The sequence below is a fragment of the Bacillus sp. NPDC060175 genome (assembly GCF_042728695.1).
Taxonomy (GTDB): Bacteria; Bacillota; Bacilli; order Bacillales; family Bacillaceae_G; genus Bacillus_A.
Genome location: NZ_JBHWYR010000025.1, coordinates 1 through 19244, shown reverse-complemented (window position 1 = coordinate 19244; position 19244 = coordinate 1). Strand labels below are relative to the sequence as shown.

The following is a 19244-nucleotide window of genomic DNA, read 5'->3' as shown; positions in this document are numbered from 1 at the left end:
TACTTATAACCAGTTCTAACAAATAATTTTTTAAAACAGTGTATTGTGGTTTTTACACTTAATTATGGAAGGATTACATCTGCTTCGGAATATGCTGAAAATCGTTTTCCACCTTCTAACAATCTATCGATTCCATCAGAATTGATAGATTGCTAGAAAAACATTATGACTAGATTCTAATCAACATCCTCCAGATACTGAATTTGATATACCTGTTCCAATTGTAGTAGCTGGTTAATCTAAACAAGAGAGGAGAAGCCTCCTCTCTTGTTTTACGTTTGTGAGTGGCTCCAAAAAGAGGGAATCGTTGCCGTACCCCCTTTAGATATTGCGAAATCTTTGTAACTAATTTCTTTAAGTTGAGCGACAATCATTATACTGATAACAACAAGTAAGACCCAAGAACTTATTTTACCAATATACGAAAAAAGTAGCAATATTTTCTGCGCTCCATATAAAGAAGCCAATTAGGAGAAATGAAAAAGGAAGTGGCATTTTATATGTGTTGTTTCGCACTGTGAATTGTACATAAGTTTTAGCAAAAACAATAAATAAAGGCTCTGTTGCAAAGTTTTCTACATGAAGCTACACTCTAGAAAACAGGATCTAGGAGAATTGGGCATGTCTTTTCGTTCTTCCCAGAAAATATATTTTCCTTCACTGATCAATTGTAAAAAAACAAGCCATCCAATTCATAAAGGATGAATTGGATGGCTTGTTCTGTATCAAAAAGAAAATCTGTTATTTGATTATTTCAATTTCCCCTCAAAAACAATTTTCCTACCACACGGTTCAACTTCTGTTTTCCCGTCTTTCTTCACTTCATGAAAGATTGGCTCTTCCATGCGACGAGACGGTGCGTATCCTTCTTGCTCCATACGTGCTAAGCAGTCTGTAATTGATTCGTTTTCTAGTACTTCAAATTTCTTCTTATTAGGTTGTTTTGTCATGCCCTAACCTACTTTCTATTTTTCTTGATGCAAATTGATTTTTCATGTGAATAATATATACCAGTGCGAGAATACCCATTATAATCATAACCGCAATAAAAAAGCTTGTATACTGTATTTTTTCTATAAATACGCCTCCTAATACAGGTCCCATAATACTTCCTATACTAAAGGCGATTCCGGATAATATATTACCTGCTGGTAGTAAGTGTCTCGGTAATAAATCTGTCATGAATCCAAGACCTAATGAGAAGCACGAGCCAATGACCATACCCGCTATAAGCATACAGGCAAATACGATCCAGTAATATTGATCAAATACTGCTGCAAGTAGGAAAATGCCAGTACTTACGCTGAACATCCACGTTAAAATACGATCTCTTCCGTATTTATCACTTAACATACCGAGCGGGATTTGTGTAATAATACCTCCAACTGCGAATGCTGGTAATAAGAAGGAAACTTCCGCTACAGACCATCCTTTGCGAAGTGCGTATACTGGCAAATTACTATTTAACATCGCTTCAAGTACACCGTATGCAAGCGGACCAATTAACGCAATCCACGCTAATCCAACGACTTGTTTATAACGAGAAAAGGATGATTCACTTTCAGTTTTCGCCTCATCTTGTGCTGGAAATGCATTTTTCGTTGGTAGTAGTAAAAGCCACCCTATTAAGCAAAGTATAGTAGATACGATAAATGGTGTTGCAAGACCGTACTGAACAGTGCTTGCTAAATACGGGCCAACTGCGAAACCAATTCCGAAGAATACACCGTATATAGATACTTGTCTACCTATTTTACTAGGATCTGACGTTGTCGTAATCCACGTTTGCGTTCCTACATGGAGCATATGATCTCCGACTCCAACTAGAAATCTAAGAATAAACCATACCCAGAATGAAAATGTTTGTGTAAAAAAGAATAATGAAATAATAACGAGAAACCCACCAATTACGATAATTGGTTTCATTCCAAACTTTTGCATCGGTTTTTCAAGAAACGGTGAAATAAATAATATCCCGATGTATAATGCCGTCGCATGAATACCGTTAATACTTGAACTAACCCCTTCTTGTTCAAAAATCATTGCAATGGTCGGTAAGAGCATGCCTTGTGACAAACCTGAAATTGCCACAATCCCAACCATAATCCAAAAAGTAAAACGCATCGACATCCTTTTCCCTCTCCTTCTCACGCTTTCCAACTTTCATTATAAACTGTTTCTTTACATGCGTGTACGAATATTACCAATAAAAAAAGAAGCTAAAAAGAATATACTTTTTAGCTTCTTATCCTTCCCAAACTTGTGCTTTCACATGGTAATGAAAGTGCTTAAAATATGGATTTTCATAAAGTGAAACTTTAATCAGTGGGGAGTTTCTCCATCCCCCACTGATTATTAGCCCACACCAATCGGGCTTTTACGGGCAGTTGATCTCCCGCCTAACTCCTTTGCTTTACACCAAAATTTTTCAGGTGGGAGTCTTACTGCCCGTTAATGCGGGATAAAATGAAGGCCCATATAAGCATTGATGTGAATGAGCTATTGTTGACTGCTGCACTTGCAAAGGAACTGCAACTGGCGAAACTTGCATATACATCGGATCAATAATAAATTTTATATATTGGTGATGATTATATGGAGAATGATATATTAAAAATGGATTATGCATTGACTCTCTCCCCTTATACATACAAATGCTATAGTATATGCAAGTTTTATATTTCGAGAATTATTTATTGTCTAACCAATCCTCTACATGCTGTATAAACACATCTAAACAATCAATAAACGGCGAATGCCCGCAATCTTCTAACACCTTCAACTCCGCATTTGGCAAATGTTTCGCTAATTCCTCGCCAACTACTTGTGGTACGACATAATCGCGGTCACCTTGTATGACGAGTGTCGGAGCTTGAATACGGTGAATATGTCCATTTCCTCGTACAACACCATTATGTTCATCTGAAATATTAAATGTAACTAATGAATAGTTCACATCAACGAAATTGCGCTGCGTTAACATATCATCTAAATACTTTTCATAACGATCCGGTTCAGGTTGATTATGTGTATATATTAATAGATTCCATACTGTACGGTAATATAATTTATTCATATTTTTTATTGCATCTAGTACGGGTGCAATTTGCACTGGGTCTTGTGCAATTTCTTCTTTCGTTTTTAATAAACTCGATACGATTGGTTGCCCGTTAATATCTTTTTTAAATATCGGGTATCCTTTCATCCCTACCGATTCTACTAATATTAGCTTTTCTACAAAAGTTGGATGGCTCGCTGTAAACTCCATCGCAACACCGCCGCCCATTGACCATCCCATTAATGAAAATTTCTTCAAATTTAATTTATCTATAAAAAGTTTCACATCTTCTGCAAAGTCTTGTAAAGAATCAATCGGCTTATTATACGTTGATTGTCCAAATCCTCTTAAATCAATTGCGTAAATATGATATTGCTTTTGTAGTTTCTCAATAACTAAATCAAAGTGTTGTGACGATGTCATATTCCCATGAATGAGTACGAGCATTTCTTCATTTTGCCTTCCAACTTCTTGATATGCAATCGTTTCTCCGTTCGCTAGTGAAACAAACTCCATTGTTGCAGGCTTAATCATTACAAGTTCCCCCATTCTTTTAATAGAAAGAAAATTCTTTACTTAATTAAAGAATATCATGTAGAATATACGTTCTCAATACAAAATCTATACGAAATTTCCACATAAAACAACATGTCTATTACTAGACAATTAAAATAAAAAGGTATATAGTTAGCTAGGTAACTAATTTGAAAGGATCCAAATACATGGACGAAAAACAACATTTTTTCCACATTGTCAGTCAAACTTCTCGTAAGTTTACGAAGAGATTTAATGAACGTGTATCTCCAACAGGATTATTTAGTGCGCAATGGGCTGTTATTTTCCGCATTAATCAAAGTGGATCTTGTACCCAAACAGAATTATGTCAGTATTTAAATGTTGAATCACCAACGATGACTCGTACGTTAACACGTATGGAAACGATGGGCTGGATTATTCGTACGGAAGGAAAAGATCGCCGTGAGAAGCTCATTTCCTTATCGGAAACAGCAATAGAAATGATTCCAGTATGGCAAGAAGAAGTTGATTCTTTTGAAGAAAAGACGCTAGAAGGTATTAAAGAAGAAGACTTACATGCGGCTTTTCAATTGTTACAACAAATTATCAAAAATTTAGATCATTAATATGGAGGGATGACGATGCAAAGTGAAAAACTTTGGACGAAGGATTTCCTCGGAACTTGTTTTAGTAGTCTGTTTCTCTTTTTAACATTTTACATGCTTATGACTACTCTGCCTGTCTATGTTATAGACAGCCTAAAAGGAAAACCTGAGGAAATTGGTTTAGTTGCAACTGTTTTTCTTATTTCATCTGTTTTATGTAGACCATTCACAGGAAAATGGCTCGATGATTTAGGAAGAAAGAAAATATTATTTATTTCACTTTCACTATTTTTAGCCGCTACTGTTATGTATTTCGGTACGCAAAGTTTATTTTTATTACTTGCCCTTCGCTTCTTACATGGTATTGGATTCGGAATGGCAACAACAGCAACTGGAACAATTGTAACTGATGTAGCACCAGCTCATAGACGCGGTGAAGCACTTGCTTATTACGGCGTATTTATGAGTCTACCGATGGTAATTGGTCCTTTTTTAGGTTTAACAATTATTTCCCATTTTTCATTTACTGTACTATTTATCGTTTGTTCAGTATTTTCATTACTCGCATTTTTATTAGGATTACTAGTCGATATTCCACATGAAAAACCAGTAAGTAAACAAAAACGAGAAAAAATGAAATGGAAAGACTTAATTGAACCATCTTCTATTCCAATCGCTCTTACAGGATTTGTTTTAGCCTTTTCTTATAGTGGCATTTTATCCTTTATTCCTATTTATGCGAAAGAACTCGGTTTAAGCGAAATTGCAAGTTACTTCTTTATTTTATACGCACTTGTTGTTGTAATTTCTCGTCCATTTACAGGAAAAATATTTGATCGTTTCGGTGAAAATGTACTTATTTATCCAGCTATCATTATTTTCACAATTGGGATGTTCATTTTAAGCCAAGCGCAAACTTCATTTTGGTTCCTTGGCTCAGGTATGTTAATCGGTTTAGGATACGGGACATTAATTCCAAGTTTCCAAACGATTGCAATTTCTGCCGCTCCAAACCATCGACGTGGTTCTGCGACAGCTACTTACTTCTCGTTCTTTGATAGCGGCATTGGCTTTGGTTCTTTCATTTTAGGTATAGTCGCTGCCAAATCAAGTTATCATAATATGTATTTTATCGCAGCTATTATCGTTGCGTTCACTTTATTACTTTATTATGTATTACACGGACGAAAACAAAAATTCAAGAAACAAAGTACAGACAGACAAATATCTGCTTAACGTTCATAAGGAAAGTAAACTTACCCGTTTACTTTCCTTATTTTGTATTTCTTTCAAGACGAGCGTATACTTATAATAGAAACTAAAGGAGGTACATACATGAATGTAAAGAAATCTCCCCTGCTATTACTGTTACTAGTATTACTATTCGTAGTTACAGGACTTGGGTTTACTTTTTTTAAAAATAATAAAACGACCCCCACTAAAGATAATGTCACAAAAGAAAACTGGTTAGACGATCCTTACTTACGCTGGTCGTATACACATATGAAAGAATTCACTTTAATTAATGAAGTAAAAAACAATCCTGACCAAGTTGCTCCCTTCCCTACCGCGTTACAAAACTTAGACGATTTTGCTGTCCAACGTGGATTTGGAAATACAACTCCTCTAAAAAAACTTTTAGACGAAAACAAAACAGACGCTTTTGTCGTTGTACATAATGGCCAACTTGTTTATGAGCGATATTTCAATGGATATAACGAGAGTGATCCTCATGGAATGGCATCATTAGCAAAGGTGTTTACTGGTGCAATCATACAATCTCTCGCTGAAGAAAATCTTATTGATGTAGAGAAAACAGCTGACACTTACATAAAAGAATTAAAAAATACACCGTTTGGTAAAGCAACACTTCAGCAATTACTGGACATGCAAGTTTCCGCTGAATACCCTACTCACGGATATATGCAGCTAGGACTAGAAAATCAAGATGCACAACTATATTTAGCTAGTAATATCTTGCCCCGAGGTAAAAATTACGAGGGGCCTATGAAAATTTATGATATGTTACTAGAAGCCGAAGAAACTGCACCGCCTGGTTCCGCTTTTTCTTACAATAATGGCTCAAGTGAAACACTCGCTTGGATTATCCGAACAATCACTGACAAATCATTAGCTGAAAATGTAAGCGAGAGAATTTGGTCTCAAATTGGTATGGAAGAAGACGCTTATTACGTTACAGATGAAAAAAAAGTAGAACAAGCAAGTGCTGGTTTAAATGCAACTGCTAGGGATATGGCGAGATTCGGGCAATTACTTTTAAATAATGGTCAATATAATGGAGAACAAATCGTCCCTTCTTCTATTACAGAAAGTGTAAAAAATGTACAAGAAGACGAGCTCGCAATTGGCAGCGGCGCTTCAATTTCTTATCATAATCAATGGTGGATTCCGCATAATGAACAAGGCGCTTTCGAAGTGTTAGGCAGTTACGGACAAACGCTTTACATCGATCCGACAGCAAATATGGTAATCGTCCACTTCTCTTCTAACGCTGCGCCTAGTAATGAAATCCATTCGGTTTATTCCGATATGTATATTGATATTGCACATCATTTGGAGAAGCTTCCACAGTAGTGGAGGCTTTTTTTATTTACCCAAATCCTATTCCAGTTAGTACTTAGTTAGTAGGAGTTGCCGAAAGAATTACTATTTGAACCACGCCTAAACCCCATTTATATTGATAATATTTTAGTAATTTGAAAACACTAGTGCTTAGGAAAGGAGGGATTACGAATGTCTGTGAAAAAGCTATTAACTGGATTAATCATTTCACTTGCGATGATTGTAGTGATGACTACTTTAGGTTCACTCCGTGTATTTGCCGAATCCGACGCTGTGAGACAGCCTATTGAGGTTGAATTGAATGATGATTACTTTAATCCGAGTATCATCACAGTTCCGGTTGGGAAAACGACAACGTTGCTATTGAAAAACAAAGGGAATAGAGAACATACCTTTACGGTGAAAAAACTCGGAATTGACGCCGAAGTCCCGTCAGGAAAAGAAATAACAATTACCGTAAAACCTGAAACTCCCGGTACATATGAACTAATATGTAGGTTCCACTACTTGAAAGGAATGGATGGGAAAGTAATAGTCAAATAACGAGCGGTACCGGTCGATCCTTACTTTTTTTATAAAGTGAAACTTAAATTCGCGGGGGTGTCCCTCCCCCACGGATTATGAGCTCTCACTAATCATTTTTTTACGGGTAGCATAAAATCTTTAAGTTGTCATAGCGTACGAAATTTGTGTTTTGTTGGTACTACCCCATCGCCATCAAGCTAAGGTTTTGAAGTACCCCCAGAACGAAATTTTGTGCTAACTTGTAACAAAAAAGCTCATTTTTTCGTTTTGGGGTATTTCAAAATATGAGTTGGATGGGCATGTATGGTGACCCCTACTTAATTATTAGAAAAACATTAGTTTTTAAATTGTATACACGCTGATCACGGTGATTTTTCGATGCATCCATCATAATGAATCTCTCCTTTGCCACTTTTTATCAGTATTGGCAGGTAAAAAAGGGGCCAGACACAAAAACAGGCTGTGAAGAAAGTCTTCCTCACAACCTGAGAACAAGTTATATATCCAAATATGACCTGTTCTTTTAACTAATTAGTTTTTTATAATCTGTTATAGTCGATATAACTAGAGTCATAATAAATCCACTGACCTGTTCCAATTTTTAGCCAGCCGTTCTTTTCTTCATATACTGTAACTTGTTCGCCTTTACTTGTCTTTCTAACAATAGAATAGTTTGTACCTGATCCGCTTCGAACATTTACCCCAATACCATTGATTTGAGCCGTTCCAATTACATTTTGAACACTACCATTTTCAATTACTTGAAGCATGTTTAGAATGAATGTTGCTGTTTCACCACGAGTTGTTGTTCCTTTAGGGTCGTATTGATTGTCACCCTTACCTTTTACAATACCTAAGCCATACAATCTTTGTACGTCTTCTTTATAGCTAATTTGGTCTTTGTCTGAGAATGGTAAGTTTGCAACTGGCCCCCGTATACCTTTATACTGTAAAGCCTTGTTTACAATAATTGCTGATTCTTCTCTTGTAATAGGTGTGTTTGGGTCAAAATAACCGTCACCTCTACCTACAATGATACCTGCACTTGCAGTACGTTTAATACCCTCTCGTAAAGTTGAGTTTGCATCGTTTATGTCTTTAAATGAAGTATCTCCAGCTGGCAAGTTTAGAGATTTAGAGATTAATTGAGCAAATTCGGCTCTTGTTATCGCTCTATTAGGTGCGAAAACCCCGTTTCCTTCTCCTACCATAATACCTCTTCTATTCAAATCACGAATAGCTGACTCATACCAACCTCCTGTTATATCGTCTGTTGGTTGATTAAATTTATTATAATAACCTTCAACACCATTTATGAATGGAACCCATTGTCCATTGTTTATCATAATAGCAGGACAGTTTTTACCACTCCATCTTTGGTGTTTTACGATGTTATTTAATGGTACACCCGTTTCTTTCATTAAATACGCTACAAGTTTCTTAGCGTTATCTACTGCCTTATTGTAGTCACCATCCCTGTTAACTGCAATTTCAATTGCAATGGATTCCCTATTACCTGAACCATCACCGTCTCCAGCGTGCCATCCGTTCTCGTTTAATGGTAGGTGTTGATAAATCTCTTTATCATCTACTGTAAAATGCCATGATGCAGCTCGGTCTGTATTCCCTACTGCTTGGTTATATAGGTATTGAGCGTGGTTTCTAGCACCTGCTCCTACACTTGTATTATCAGTCTCATGAATTGTAATGTACTTTGGACTCATGTAGTTTTGAGGACGAATATTATCGTTACCTACTGGAACAATCCATTCAGTGAATGGAACACCGTTTATTGTACTAGAGGTGCTAGGTGATGCGGAAGACAGACTACGTTTTGTTCTGTTTGAATTGCTAGGAACAGTTAATGTACCTGTTTCTTCATGAATGCCTTCTGAACGTTGAAGACTGTCTACTTTCTTATTGTCGACAGTACCTCCACCACGTCCGTCTACCTCTTCAAAACTAGCTTCAATACTTTTTAAAGCCTGTTCATCTGTTGTTTGAAGTTGGTCTGTTTTACCTTGTTCTTGAACGCTTGTAGGATGCTTATTGTTTACTGATTGTTGTTCCTCTGCGAACGATACCAATGGTGAAGATAATACCGTTAATCCTGCCGTGAATGCTACTACTTTTTTATTAAATTTAATATTCATTTCTAATTTGGTATATCTCACTATTTTAATAGATACACCTTCCTCCTTGTACTTCTTTTAGTGTGAATAATAGTTTAAATACTGGTAGCCTGAACCCAAAAAATAACGGCTTGATTTTTCATTTCATATGGGGGTCCCACCACATGCCCATCAAGCTGAAATTTCGTTTTGGGGTAATTCTGAAATCTAAAAATTTATTGCAAGTTGGTAGATATGTTATTTGAGTAGTTAAGTTCTAAGAAATATGACCTAGTTTAAAGGGTAATACATTGAGTTGGTATTGTTACTATATTGCAAAAAAATAATAGTTTACTAAATTAAACTATTGTTTCGAAAAGAATCCACGGTCATACACTTATTGTAAGAAACTATTTAATATATTTAACAACATTGTGTAACAAGTATAGTTACTTGTATATACGAGTGTCAATCAAAAAAACCTTACATTTTTGTAAGATAAGTAAGTTAATAATATAGTAAATAATTATTACATAAACTAAATAATTTTGTATTTATAATAAAGTAGTTCATAAACAAATAAAAAGTAACTTCATCTAAAAAGGAGGTTTTGGTGCAAATAAAAGATACGTTCCAAATAACAATGGGGATTCCTAGTGGAATCCTTTTTATGCTGTTAATCCAAATAATTGATGAATGAATTGTTTTTGATTTTGAACAGACTGATTCTGTAAATCAATCTGTTCTTTTTTTATCATATGCATGGCTTCTACTCCTGCAAGAATAGGGGTACCGCCACATCGCTATCAAGCTAAGGTTATGAAGTCCCCCCTAAACGAAAATTTTTACCTATCTACAATTCAGCTCATTTTTTGTGTGTAGTGTAAAAAAAAATCCTTCCAGGAAACCTGAAAGGATTTTTTTTACATAAGTGGGATTATTGGATTATTAATTGTTACTTATTTTTTTGTAATAGGGGTCACTATACATGCCCATCAACTTAAGAATTCAGAATTACCCCAAAACGAAATTTTAGCTTGATGGGCATGTGGTGAGACCCCTATATAAACTGTAATTTCATTCGCATTTATTGTTTATATAAAATTATTAATTAATATATCAATGTCTTGACTTAAATACAAAACTTGCTTATGAGTAAAACCATACTTCTCTACAAGTTTAATTAGTTCTTGTTTCTTTTCTTCAATTAGTTTATGTCAATTTGCCATCTCCATATCTTTAAAAGCTCCTTTAATACTATTTATCGGTTAAATTATAGTATAAATACAAAAATAAGGTAACCGAAAATTTTAGTAATTGAGTTTTAGAGCAGACTAATAAATATATAAAAATCAAGATATATGTATAATTGCATTTAAAATCTTCTATATTGATGTTATACTAATATTAATCGAGAAGCATCTGATTAATCACTACATTTTCTTAAATAACATGTCAACGTATAAAAAGACACTTTAAGTAGTGTCTTTTTATACGTTTTGAGCCTAATACTAGAATAGAACTAACACATAGTTATAAACGGGGTCCCGCCACATCGCTATCAAGCTATCAAAACAAAATACCCCCTAAAACGAAAAAGAGATGGAGAAAACAATAAAAAAACTTATCATTAAGTGCTAAAAGATAAGCTTTTTTTCTATACTTATTGAATTTTATTGGATTTATTCCATACTAATTTAGTAAGAAAATATTGAATACCAAACAAGATAGTAACAAGTAAAATGAACTTTAAACATACTAACATCCATCCAACAATGTCTTGAGGTAATTGATTATTATATGTAGTGTAGGCTACACCAGTAAAAGATAAAATAAGGGTATAAGATAATTTATCTTTTAATGTTTGTTTTAATTTTTCTTTGTTATCGATTTCTAGTTCGTAAACACCAGCTAAAATGGATCTAATAAAGAAGAATACCATATAACAGATAATTATACCAAGAGCTGTAGCCCATTCTAGAAACGGTCTTTGTAAGTATACGCCCCTTATTATTAAATCTATGAAGGCTAGCAATAAAACCACAATTCCAGATTGGGCCCAAATTTTCATTTCAATTTGCTGAATTCTTTCATCTGAATGTGTACTGAGTGAAAACAAATTTTTTAGTTTTTCCATTCTATTTTCCCTCCCAAAATAATTCATCTAAAGTTTTATCGAGTGATTTAGCTATATCAATGCAAAGCTTTAAAGATGGATTATATTTATTAAGTTCAATAAGACCAATGGTTTGTCGAGTAACATTTACAAGCACAGCTAATTCTTGTTGAGTTAGCCCCTTTTCTGTTCTTGCAATTTTTATTTTGCTTACTGACATTAAATACACCCCGTTTGTAAAGATAATCTTTATACTTTTCATCTTATATTCTATATATTAAATTATAAGCAATATTAACGAAATATATATTTTGCATTAAGACGTATATAGATTGCGTTTGTCCTTTCTTTTTTTCCATTTCTATTATTTTTGTCTCTAAAACTATCTCACAAATATAAAAATACGCTATGCTTTCTGTAGAATCATAGGAAAGGATGGCGTTTTTGTATGTCTATTTCTGTATCTGATGAATTACAATTATTTGCTCAAGAAATTCAAAGCTTTTTATCCCCAAATATCTTACAAACTCTTGCTAGAGATGTTGGTTTTGTGCAACGAACCAGTAAATACCAAGCAAAAGATTTAGTCGCTTTATGTGTATGGATGAACCAAAATGTCGCTAAAACCTCTTTAACTCAGTTATGTATCTGTTTAGAAGCATCAACAGAAGTAAAGAGCTAGGCTACCATTCCATAAGGTATGTGGACATGCTCATACACTTATTTACGCATTGGCCTCCTAGCTAATGCGTACCTTTATTTTCGTTCGCTGTGTTCGTTTGTTTTGTTAGACCTTAAATCGAATTGCAACTACATTCTTCTTATTTAATAAGTATTAATTTAGAAAACCCATAAACAAAAAAAAGAGCGCTGTAAAGAAACGCACTCATTCAAAGGACTTTACCAATCTCGACGATTATCGCGATCACAGTCACGATCATGATTACGTCTGCGACGACATTCATCACAATCGCAGTCACGGTCACGTCTACAACGACGGTCATCACAATCTCTATGTCTGCGTCTGCAAAACATTAAATCATCCCAAAATCTATTACAATCTCTGCAATGTCTGAAATTACAATTACATCCCATAAATATGATTACCTCCTCTCAACTCTAGGATTCATCATATTCTATGCTAAAAAACAAAAACAGCTTGTTTACTAGTCTATATTTTGCATTTTAGAATAATAATACTCGTAGTTACTCTTCAAATTGCAAGTCTATTTCACCAATTATCATCCCTTAACAACAAACAAGACGCCACCCAGATCACGGCAGCGCCTACGATAATTGCTATTGGTTTAATCATTAACAAATATATCTGGCCCCTTCTTCAGCGCGTACGAGAAACCCGAAATAAATACAACACTAAATATAATAATAGAAGACCACATATTAAAATGATATTCTTTACCTGCAACTAAATTATATATGTTATGGACCAAGAAATTAGCACCTATAATAATTCCGCCTAACATTGAACTAATTAAAATGCTCATTAAATAAAACTTGAACTTCTGGAACATTTCCCTTCTACCCCTTTTCTAAAATAAATTTTATTTAGGTTATACCAGAAAATTGTACCATTTATTTTCCATATATTATCAAAACTATGTTTTAATTAAGGTTATTTTAAGGAAGACATTATCTATTCAAATGTCCATTTTGTTCAATAAAAAAGAGCACCAACGGCACAGGATGCTCTTAATGTGATAAGGGGGGTTCCTATGAGTATTGAATGAGACACGAAGAACTTGTCCCATAATTCAATATATTCTTGTCCTTGTCAAAAGGTGCAATAAAAAGAGTACCCGCCATTAGGTACTCTTCAACAAGTAAGTATGGCACTCCAAGTTTCACCTCATATGATAACTCCTCCACGATATCACGATCCATCGTATGCTTGTCTTATTAGAATGTTCACTGGTTTAATGTGTAATTATATAACAAAGAAAAAGCACCCGTTTTGGATGCTTAAAGTATACTAATATTAATATTGAATAGCTTTATTGATAAACTTTCTAGAACAATGAATATACTAGCTGAAACTGATCTATATCCGATATTCTTTCCTGTAACATTAATAGTAATCTCCGCTAAATGGGTTTTCATATTATCTTTTTCAAAAATTTTATCTTCAATCTTTTCAATTATTGCTACATTATCTACTTCTTTAAAAGTTTTCAGCAATTTTGTTTCTAAATATATGTTTTATCTAAACAATAAACCTCTAATTACTTTGCCTTTAAAAAAGTTAGCATTTTTAGGAATAGAGTGTAAATCATTCATAAGGTGTTACTTCTATTCCTAATACGGTATGTGAAATTATAAATAAACACTGATAAAAAGGTGTGATTATCACGTCACTTTTTTCCTCTTAAAATAAGTTTTCATTATTAAGAATTTTTCTCGCTCTTTTTAACGCTTCCTCTTTTTTGTCCATCACCATAAAAACACCCCTATCTACTGGTGAAATTCACCTTACTTCCTATTTCAATTACATCACATATAGCAGATATACCATTGAATGAATACTTTAAACGTAAGATATAAGATCTTGGAATTCAATGGTTACAGTATAGTTGCACTTTATAAAAGTATAATTTTATATTTTTATAAAGTTATACTTTTATAAAAAACAATCGATTTAAACTTAAACCCAGAACTTCCACCAAGGTTTCTTTTTTGCCGCCGCTATTTCTTCCTGGGCTGATACAATAGTACGTTTAGCATCTTGAATCTCTCTGACCATCTTCATAAGATTATCATCTCTTAGCTCTAACCTCTTTTTTATCCTTTCTTCACGTTCCTTGCGATCTTTCATATCTTCCTTTATTAATTTATTTCTTTCTTTAATATCCTCTTCAATTAATTTGTTCTTTTGATCTATACGATCACCCAGCCTCTTTTCCATTTCTAAAAGGTTTGCTTGCTGCACCTTATTAATTTCTTCTATCATAGCGCTATATTGTTGTTGGAATTGATACTGCATTTGATAAGGAACTGGATCTGATCCCTGGGATTCCTCTTTCTTATTATGGATTCCAAACTGCTTTGCAATCATTTTCGCAGCTTTTTCTAAAGTCATACCATCTTGCTTACTCAACTCTACTAACTGTTCAATAAGTACAACATCAAACTCTGTATATTCCCTTCTCCCTCGACTATTCTTTCTCACATCATATCCTTCACGTTCAAAAACATCCGAATACTTTCTAAGTGTGCTACTACTTACTCCTAAACGACTATAGACCTCACTGCTGGTATATACTATCTCTGCTTCTGACATAGCGCTATGCCACCTCCTATAAGGAAAATTCCATATCAAAGGGCTAATACCTCTTAAAATTCATCGACGAAGCTCGCACGGTCTTTGCTTTCTTTTGTCGGAATATATGATAGTAACATAACCAATTCGAAATAATATATATTACGGATATAGGTAACATATATTTTACTACCACAGTTCCTCCCTAATGGTATTTACACTAGAAGAACATTGCACATAAATTGTATATATACGACTTATAAAAATTAACTTTACAATACGCTCCTTTTGAGGATTTCCACCAATACAGCATCGATGAATTTTTCATGGACATTACGGATAGTATCCATTTATTCACTCAAGATCCATACGAATTCGCTATGCAATTTAAACGTGAAATATATGACAACGACTCATTTTTTAAAATTCCTTGTCAAAAACAAGCATATATAGTGTAGAAAACATATTCTACACTATATGTTATCAAAAAGTGAGGAAACGTATATGAATTCACATCATAAGAAAGATTTCATTAATATAAGCTCACCTTATCTCCCACATATCGACTTATCGGTATTTTCGAAAGTTCAAAAACCAATAAAATCATCGCGATCCCCAAAAACTCAAAAAACAAAACAATCATTAAAAGCTCCAAAATCCCAAACGATGTATTACATTTACATGGCAATGGAATTGACTTTAGTCGTATTTCGGAAAAATATGTTCCAGCTACAACTTCTGTTAGTTCAATTGATTGTTCAATAAAACTTAAACTGTGTTCTATTCGTAAATGGCCAACCTTTTTTAGTTCTCTCAGTAGCTGGAATCGAAGTTGCTAGACTTGAGATTTCTCTTGAGGTAGCATTGACCTTAATAGCATTAGGAATTCCAGTTTGCTCTTAATTAACCAATTCCAATTCCAAAAGAGGGCTTCTGCTCTCTTTTTTTATTTATCCTTATCTTCCCTTAACAAATAAGACCAGAAAATTCTTGAACAAAAAAAAGTGCTTTTCCTCAAAGCACTCTTCCAAAGGGATTTACCAATCCCAACGGTCATCGCGATCGAAGTCACGATCACGGTTACGTCTGCGACGACATTCATCACAATCGCAGTCAAGATCACGTCTACAACGACGATCATCAAAATCGAAGTCACGGTCACGGTTACATCTGTGACGACATTCATCACAATCGCAGTCACGGTCACGTGTACAACGACGATCATCAAAATCGAAGTCACGGTTACGTCTGCGACGACATTCATCACAATCGCAGTCACGGTCACGTCTACAACGACGATCATCAAAATCTCTGAAGTTCTCAAAACGACAATCATCTCTCATAAATATAAGTTCCCCCCTCATATTAAATAGAATTTATTATATTCTATGTTTAAAAGTAGAAAACAGCTTGTTTACTAGTCTATCTTCTTTATCTATTTTCATTAACAACAAACAAGACGTCACCCAGATCAAGGCAGCACCTACGATAATTGCTATTGGGGTTACCATACATGCCCATCAAGTTAACATAACAACACTTATCAGTAGTCAATCTATCTAGAAATCTATAAAAGCCCCTTCAGAAAATCTGAAGGGACTTTTATAACATTTTCCTTAACTTGATGGATATAGGATAGCACCACATCGCTATTAAGCTAAAAAAACAAAATTCCCCTAAAATGAAAAAATCTATTCTTTCTGTATATTCCACAAAAAAATAGCTTTTTTTCGTTTTAGTTTGATGGGCGTAAGACAGTATTCCTAGCTGTGTATATCATATACTATTAAAACAAACACCTTAAGATTGTATTGTTTCAACTAACTACAACTTTTAATCAATTCTTCAGTTTTTAAAACTGTGGCAAACTCATCATCTAAAGTTGCTAGTGATACATTATGTATTTGTTCAGACACAAAAATAGGCTGTAGAGAAGACTTTCTCCACAGCCTGAGAAAACACTTCTCTTAAGATAGAGACGTGTTTTCCCTTCATTATTGATTAGAGCTAGAAGATTGTGATTTTTTTGCAGCTGATTGTGCATTTTGTTTTTTCACTGCATGCACATCCGTTTCAGTTGCAAATTCTGTACCGTAACTAGCATTTGCGCTTTGTGCACCTGAAGCTTGTGCTTTCTTTGCCTCTGCTTGTGCATTCGCTTGTTTTACTGCTTGTACATTTGTTTCAGTTGCGAATTCTGTACCATAGCTAGCATTTGTGCTTTGGATGCTAGCACCAGAAGTTGCCTTATTGTAACCTTGTTGTTTTTTGTTCATCTTTCTCACCTCCACAATCAATAATGTAACCAACCCATTTAAAAGCTATTCTTAATTTTATTTTTAAATTTCCGCATATTATTTCAATATTCATTCAGACTACATATTATAGAGATGAAATTATATACATAGGACGAGATATGACTGAACTAAACATGCTTTTAAGAAATGAATGGAAAGAAGAAATATTAATTACATATTATGAAGACGGTTATTTACTCTCTAGTTATATGACTGTTGTTGATATTGATCCGCTAAATAGCGCTGTCATATGTACCTATACTTTTTATAATAAGATGACATTACAATTTTCTAACATAATAGACGTAAAATAGAATAGATTTAAGTAATCACGTTTGGATTGCTATAAAGGAGTGTATAAAATGCAAGGGAATCGGATAAGAAAGAATTCAGCAAGAAAAGTTATTCATAATGATATAAATAACTATCCCTATTTAAATATACCTATGATTATCAATGAGAAAGATGGAAAGATTTACGAAGTTTTAAGTGCCGGTTTTCATACTGATGATGCAGTAGCAATGATAACAACTGACGGTTTCGCTACAACTAGGGTAAATACACCGATCGTATCTGTAAAAAACAATGATGGTGGTATTCAAGTATACCGCTTACCTTTAGAACTGGAATATTGAGCACTTTCTTGTATGCGTGCTGCTTCAGCAGAAAAAAATCCGTTCCCATGTAAAGTTGCTTTTGGAATCATTGACACTAAATTTCATGTAGAATTCAAATAGAAAAGAAGGGGTTACTCAATTTGAGCCCCTTCTTTCTTCAGTTATATAAACATCAATTCTCTATATTGTTTATAGGAACAAACACATTCATTGCTTCCACTGTTAGAATCAATTCTCCCTTTTTTTATCTTCAGGCTTATAAATTTAGCGCACTCTAAGAGCAATATAAGGCTTCATTCCCCAAGTAGTAGATACTGTATTACCACATAACATATTTCTACCAGAATATCTTATTGCCCCTGCTTTAAAGTCAAATGTATCAAATTGTTTAAAGGTTTCTAATGGACTTTTCCCTTGAATTGCTCGTCTAATAACATCTGCAGCTATTTCATTAGCTACTCTCCTCATCTCAGCCGTGAACTTGTGTTGTTCATCAATTTGTAATGATGAAATAGTACGCTTTACTAAGTTATTTATCCAGTACAAGAAGGCACTTGGATTAGCACTAAATACGGATACTCCCTGTAATACATCTTTTTCTGCAATGTCATTTGCCCAAGCTGTAACCCAACCGCCATTTTCAATTTTGAGTTCTAAGTCAAACTTATTTGTCAGGTATCCAGTATGACCGTGGCACACAGGAGGATGATGCATTGTATGATCTATCTCATGCCCTAAATGTTCTAATCCACTGCTCAGCAAACTCATTCGTTCCAATTCAGAATTATGAATATCATGTATTAACGTTCCAGTGTATTCGTAATTCCAATTACTATAATAACCATAATGACACTCTGGATAAGATAATGGATACAAAGGGGGGAATCTAGATAAATATTGTGGAGAGTAATTACTAAATTGACCACACGGAATTATATATGAGCTATATGTTTTAATTAGCATGATAATTCCTCCTATAATTCTATTTTTGAAAGTAATATATGGTAAACAAGGTTAGTTAGGTACTTGTCTAAATTTAAATGGGGTTTAAATTGGGGGGACTTACTAAAGGGAGAATTTGATAATAATGGACCAAATTTCGAATATGAGACAGTTTTCTATTTTTTTACGTCAAAAATAGACTGGCCCATCCAGTTTCAGCATACACATTTCTCTAACGAATTTAATCCAGGAAGGGGAGGAACAAGTTTCTCTTTTTGATAACGTAACGCAGTAAGAACAAGAAATGAATTTAGCGAAAGTAATGGATGGAATGCATGAAAGTCTTGGAAAACCAATATTTGACGAAGGATTCCCTACACGCATAGCGCCACAGCTAGGTACAGAAACACGTTTATAGGAGTAGCATTAAGAGGAGCTGAAACCGAAATATTTTCCTTTGATCAGAAATAAAAAACCAAAAGTTATATATTAAATTTTTAGTTTTTTATTGAATAATTTAGGAACTAAACTGAAATTCTTGCATACTATGTAATCAGGAAAAACAGTTTTGGAAACAAAACGACCTTTCCATCGGTGCCA

At 34.2% G+C, this 19244-nt stretch carries 20 protein-coding genes and 7 pseudogenes; 10 read left to right on the top strand and 17 right to left on the bottom strand.

Going from position 1 to position 19244, the window contains the following annotated elements; genetic code table 11:
* Nucleotides 1-272 precede the first annotated feature (272 nt).
* The 5 genes and pseudogenes from ACFWDE_RS14430 to phaZ all read right to left on the bottom strand — a co-directional run.
* Nucleotides 273-564 (bottom strand): annotated as a pseudogene (locus ACFWDE_RS14430) (DUF817 family protein); the annotation flags it as partial.
* Nucleotides 565-749: 185 nt separating this feature from the next.
* Nucleotides 750-950, bottom strand: a complete 201-nt coding sequence (locus tag ACFWDE_RS14425) for an NETI motif-containing protein (RefSeq protein ID WP_193659074.1) — start codon at nucleotides 948-950, stop codon at nucleotides 750-752.
* Entirely contained in the window at nucleotides 934-2130 is a 1197-nt protein-coding gene (locus tag ACFWDE_RS14420) for an MFS transporter (RefSeq protein WP_377892992.1), read from the bottom strand. The genes ACFWDE_RS14425 and ACFWDE_RS14420 overlap by 17 nt, the downstream gene beginning before the upstream one ends.
* Nucleotides 2131-2428: 298 nt before the next feature.
* Complete coding sequence (locus ACFWDE_RS14415; RefSeq protein WP_377892990.1) at nucleotides 2429-2629, bottom strand: hypothetical protein; 201 nt, start codon at nucleotides 2627-2629, stop codon at nucleotides 2429-2431.
* A 60-nt stretch (nucleotides 2630-2689) separates the two neighbouring features.
* Nucleotides 2690-3592: an intracellular short-chain-length polyhydroxyalkanoate depolymerase gene (gene phaZ / locus ACFWDE_RS14410; protein ID WP_377892988.1), complete on the bottom strand. Its 903-nt coding sequence runs from the start codon at nucleotides 3590-3592 to the stop codon at nucleotides 2690-2692.
* Nucleotides 3593-3780: 188 nt separating this feature from the next.
* Between phaZ and ACFWDE_RS14405 the strand changes: the two genes are divergently transcribed.
* From ACFWDE_RS14405 to ACFWDE_RS14390, 4 genes are all read left to right on the top strand, one after another.
* Nucleotides 3781-4200: a MarR family winged helix-turn-helix transcriptional regulator gene (locus tag ACFWDE_RS14405; RefSeq protein ID WP_377892987.1), complete on the top strand. Its 420-nt coding sequence runs from the start codon at nucleotides 3781-3783 to the stop codon at nucleotides 4198-4200.
* Between the two features lie 15 nt (nucleotides 4201-4215).
* On the top strand, nucleotides 4216-5415 hold the full coding sequence (locus tag ACFWDE_RS14400) for an MFS transporter (protein ID WP_002146688.1): 1200 nt from the start codon (nucleotides 4216-4218) through the stop codon (nucleotides 5413-5415).
* A gap of 99 nt (nucleotides 5416-5514) precedes the next feature.
* Nucleotides 5515-6774, top strand: coding sequence for a serine hydrolase domain-containing protein (locus tag ACFWDE_RS14395; RefSeq protein ID WP_377892985.1), 1260 nt, complete (start codon nucleotides 5515-5517; stop codon nucleotides 6772-6774).
* A 159-nt stretch (nucleotides 6775-6933) separates the two neighbouring features.
* Nucleotides 6934-7305, top strand: coding sequence for a cupredoxin domain-containing protein (locus ACFWDE_RS14390; protein ID WP_204209355.1), 372 nt, complete (start codon nucleotides 6934-6936; stop codon nucleotides 7303-7305).
* Nucleotides 7306-7826: 521 nt separating this feature from the next.
* Here ACFWDE_RS14390 and ACFWDE_RS14385 read toward each other — a convergent pair.
* The 5 genes and pseudogenes from ACFWDE_RS14385 to ACFWDE_RS14365 form a co-directional block, all read right to left on the bottom strand.
* On the bottom strand, nucleotides 7827-9440 hold the full coding sequence (locus ACFWDE_RS14385) for an S-layer homology domain-containing protein (protein WP_377893040.1): 1614 nt from the start codon (nucleotides 9438-9440) through the stop codon (nucleotides 7827-7829).
* 626 nt (nucleotides 9441-10066) lie between these two features.
* A pseudogene (locus tag ACFWDE_RS14380) lies at nucleotides 10067-10189 on the bottom strand (IS6 family transposase); the annotation flags it as partial.
* Nucleotides 10190-10492: 303 nt separating this feature from the next.
* On the bottom strand, nucleotides 10493-10582 hold the full coding sequence (locus tag ACFWDE_RS14375) for a Spo0E family sporulation regulatory protein-aspartic acid phosphatase (RefSeq protein WP_377893039.1): 90 nt from the start codon (nucleotides 10580-10582) through the stop codon (nucleotides 10493-10495).
* Between the two features lie 479 nt (nucleotides 10583-11061).
* Nucleotides 11062-11535, bottom strand: a complete 474-nt coding sequence (locus ACFWDE_RS14370) for a DUF6773 family protein (protein WP_377892984.1) — start codon at nucleotides 11533-11535, stop codon at nucleotides 11062-11064.
* A 1-nt stretch (nucleotide 11536) separates the two neighbouring features.
* The gene (locus ACFWDE_RS14365; protein WP_377892982.1) at nucleotides 11537-11734 is read right to left on the bottom strand and encodes a helix-turn-helix transcriptional regulator; all 198 of its coding nucleotides are present in this window, start codon (nucleotides 11732-11734) and stop codon (nucleotides 11537-11539) included.
* Between the two features lie 228 nt (nucleotides 11735-11962).
* Here ACFWDE_RS14365 and ACFWDE_RS14360 point away from each other — a divergent pair.
* Nucleotides 11963-12187 (top strand): annotated as a pseudogene (locus tag ACFWDE_RS14360) (IS4 family transposase); the annotation flags it as partial.
* Between the two features lie 227 nt (nucleotides 12188-12414).
* On the opposite strand, the gene ACFWDE_RS14355 reads toward ACFWDE_RS14360, so the two are convergent.
* The 4 genes from ACFWDE_RS14355 to ACFWDE_RS14340 form a co-directional block, all read right to left on the bottom strand.
* Nucleotides 12415-12609, bottom strand: a complete 195-nt coding sequence (locus ACFWDE_RS14355) for a hypothetical protein (protein ID WP_080017270.1) — start codon at nucleotides 12607-12609, stop codon at nucleotides 12415-12417.
* Between the two features lie 212 nt (nucleotides 12610-12821).
* Complete coding sequence (locus tag ACFWDE_RS14350) at nucleotides 12822-13046, bottom strand: hypothetical protein (protein WP_000486589.1); 225 nt, start codon at nucleotides 13044-13046, stop codon at nucleotides 12822-12824.
* 448 nt (nucleotides 13047-13494) lie between these two features.
* Nucleotides 13495-13728 (bottom strand): hypothetical protein, encoded by a 234-nt coding sequence (locus ACFWDE_RS14345; RefSeq protein WP_377893037.1) that lies wholly within the window; start codon nucleotides 13726-13728, stop codon nucleotides 13495-13497.
* Between the two features lie 445 nt (nucleotides 13729-14173).
* Nucleotides 14174-14809 (bottom strand): DUF3967 domain-containing protein, encoded by a 636-nt coding sequence (locus ACFWDE_RS14340; protein ID WP_377892980.1) that lies wholly within the window; start codon nucleotides 14807-14809, stop codon nucleotides 14174-14176.
* 242 nt (nucleotides 14810-15051) lie between these two features.
* Between ACFWDE_RS14340 and ACFWDE_RS14335 the strand changes: the two are divergent.
* Both ACFWDE_RS14335 and ACFWDE_RS14330 read left to right on the top strand, forming a co-directional pair.
* A pseudogene (locus ACFWDE_RS14335) lies at nucleotides 15052-15196 on the top strand (Y-family DNA polymerase); the annotation flags it as partial.
* Nucleotides 15197-15559: 363 nt separating this feature from the next.
* Nucleotides 15560-15691 (top strand): annotated as a pseudogene (locus ACFWDE_RS14330) (DUF3956 family protein); the annotation flags it as partial.
* Nucleotides 15692-15825: 134 nt separating this feature from the next.
* Here ACFWDE_RS14330 and ACFWDE_RS14325 read toward each other — a convergent pair.
* Complete coding sequence (locus tag ACFWDE_RS14325; RefSeq protein ID WP_377892978.1) at nucleotides 15826-16131, bottom strand: hypothetical protein; 306 nt, start codon at nucleotides 16129-16131, stop codon at nucleotides 15826-15828.
* A gap of 651 nt (nucleotides 16132-16782) precedes the next feature.
* Nucleotides 16783-17064: a gamma-type small acid-soluble spore protein gene (locus ACFWDE_RS14320; protein WP_002151834.1), complete on the bottom strand. Its 282-nt coding sequence runs from the start codon at nucleotides 17062-17064 to the stop codon at nucleotides 16783-16785.
* Between the two features lie 140 nt (nucleotides 17065-17204).
* Between ACFWDE_RS14320 and ACFWDE_RS14315 the strand changes: the two genes are divergently transcribed.
* Both ACFWDE_RS14315 and ACFWDE_RS14310 read left to right on the top strand, forming a co-directional pair.
* Nucleotides 17205-17399, top strand: a complete 195-nt coding sequence (locus ACFWDE_RS14315) for a YolD-like family protein (RefSeq protein ID WP_377892976.1) — start codon at nucleotides 17205-17207, stop codon at nucleotides 17397-17399.
* A 48-nt stretch (nucleotides 17400-17447) separates the two neighbouring features.
* Nucleotides 17448-17822, top strand: a pseudogene (locus ACFWDE_RS14310) (hypothetical protein).
* A gap of 144 nt (nucleotides 17823-17966) precedes the next feature.
* On the opposite strand, the gene ACFWDE_RS14305 reads toward ACFWDE_RS14310, so the two are convergent.
* Nucleotides 17967-18665 carry a hypothetical protein gene (locus tag ACFWDE_RS14305; RefSeq protein ID WP_377892974.1) on the bottom strand — a complete coding sequence of 233 codons (699 nt, stop codon included), beginning with the start codon at nucleotides 18663-18665 and terminating at the stop codon, nucleotides 17967-17969.
* A 178-nt stretch (nucleotides 18666-18843) separates the two neighbouring features.
* Between ACFWDE_RS14305 and ACFWDE_RS14300 the strand changes: the two are divergent.
* A pseudogene (locus ACFWDE_RS14300) lies at nucleotides 18844-19115 on the top strand (hypothetical protein); the annotation flags it as partial.
* Nucleotides 19116-19244 lie beyond the last annotated feature (129 nt).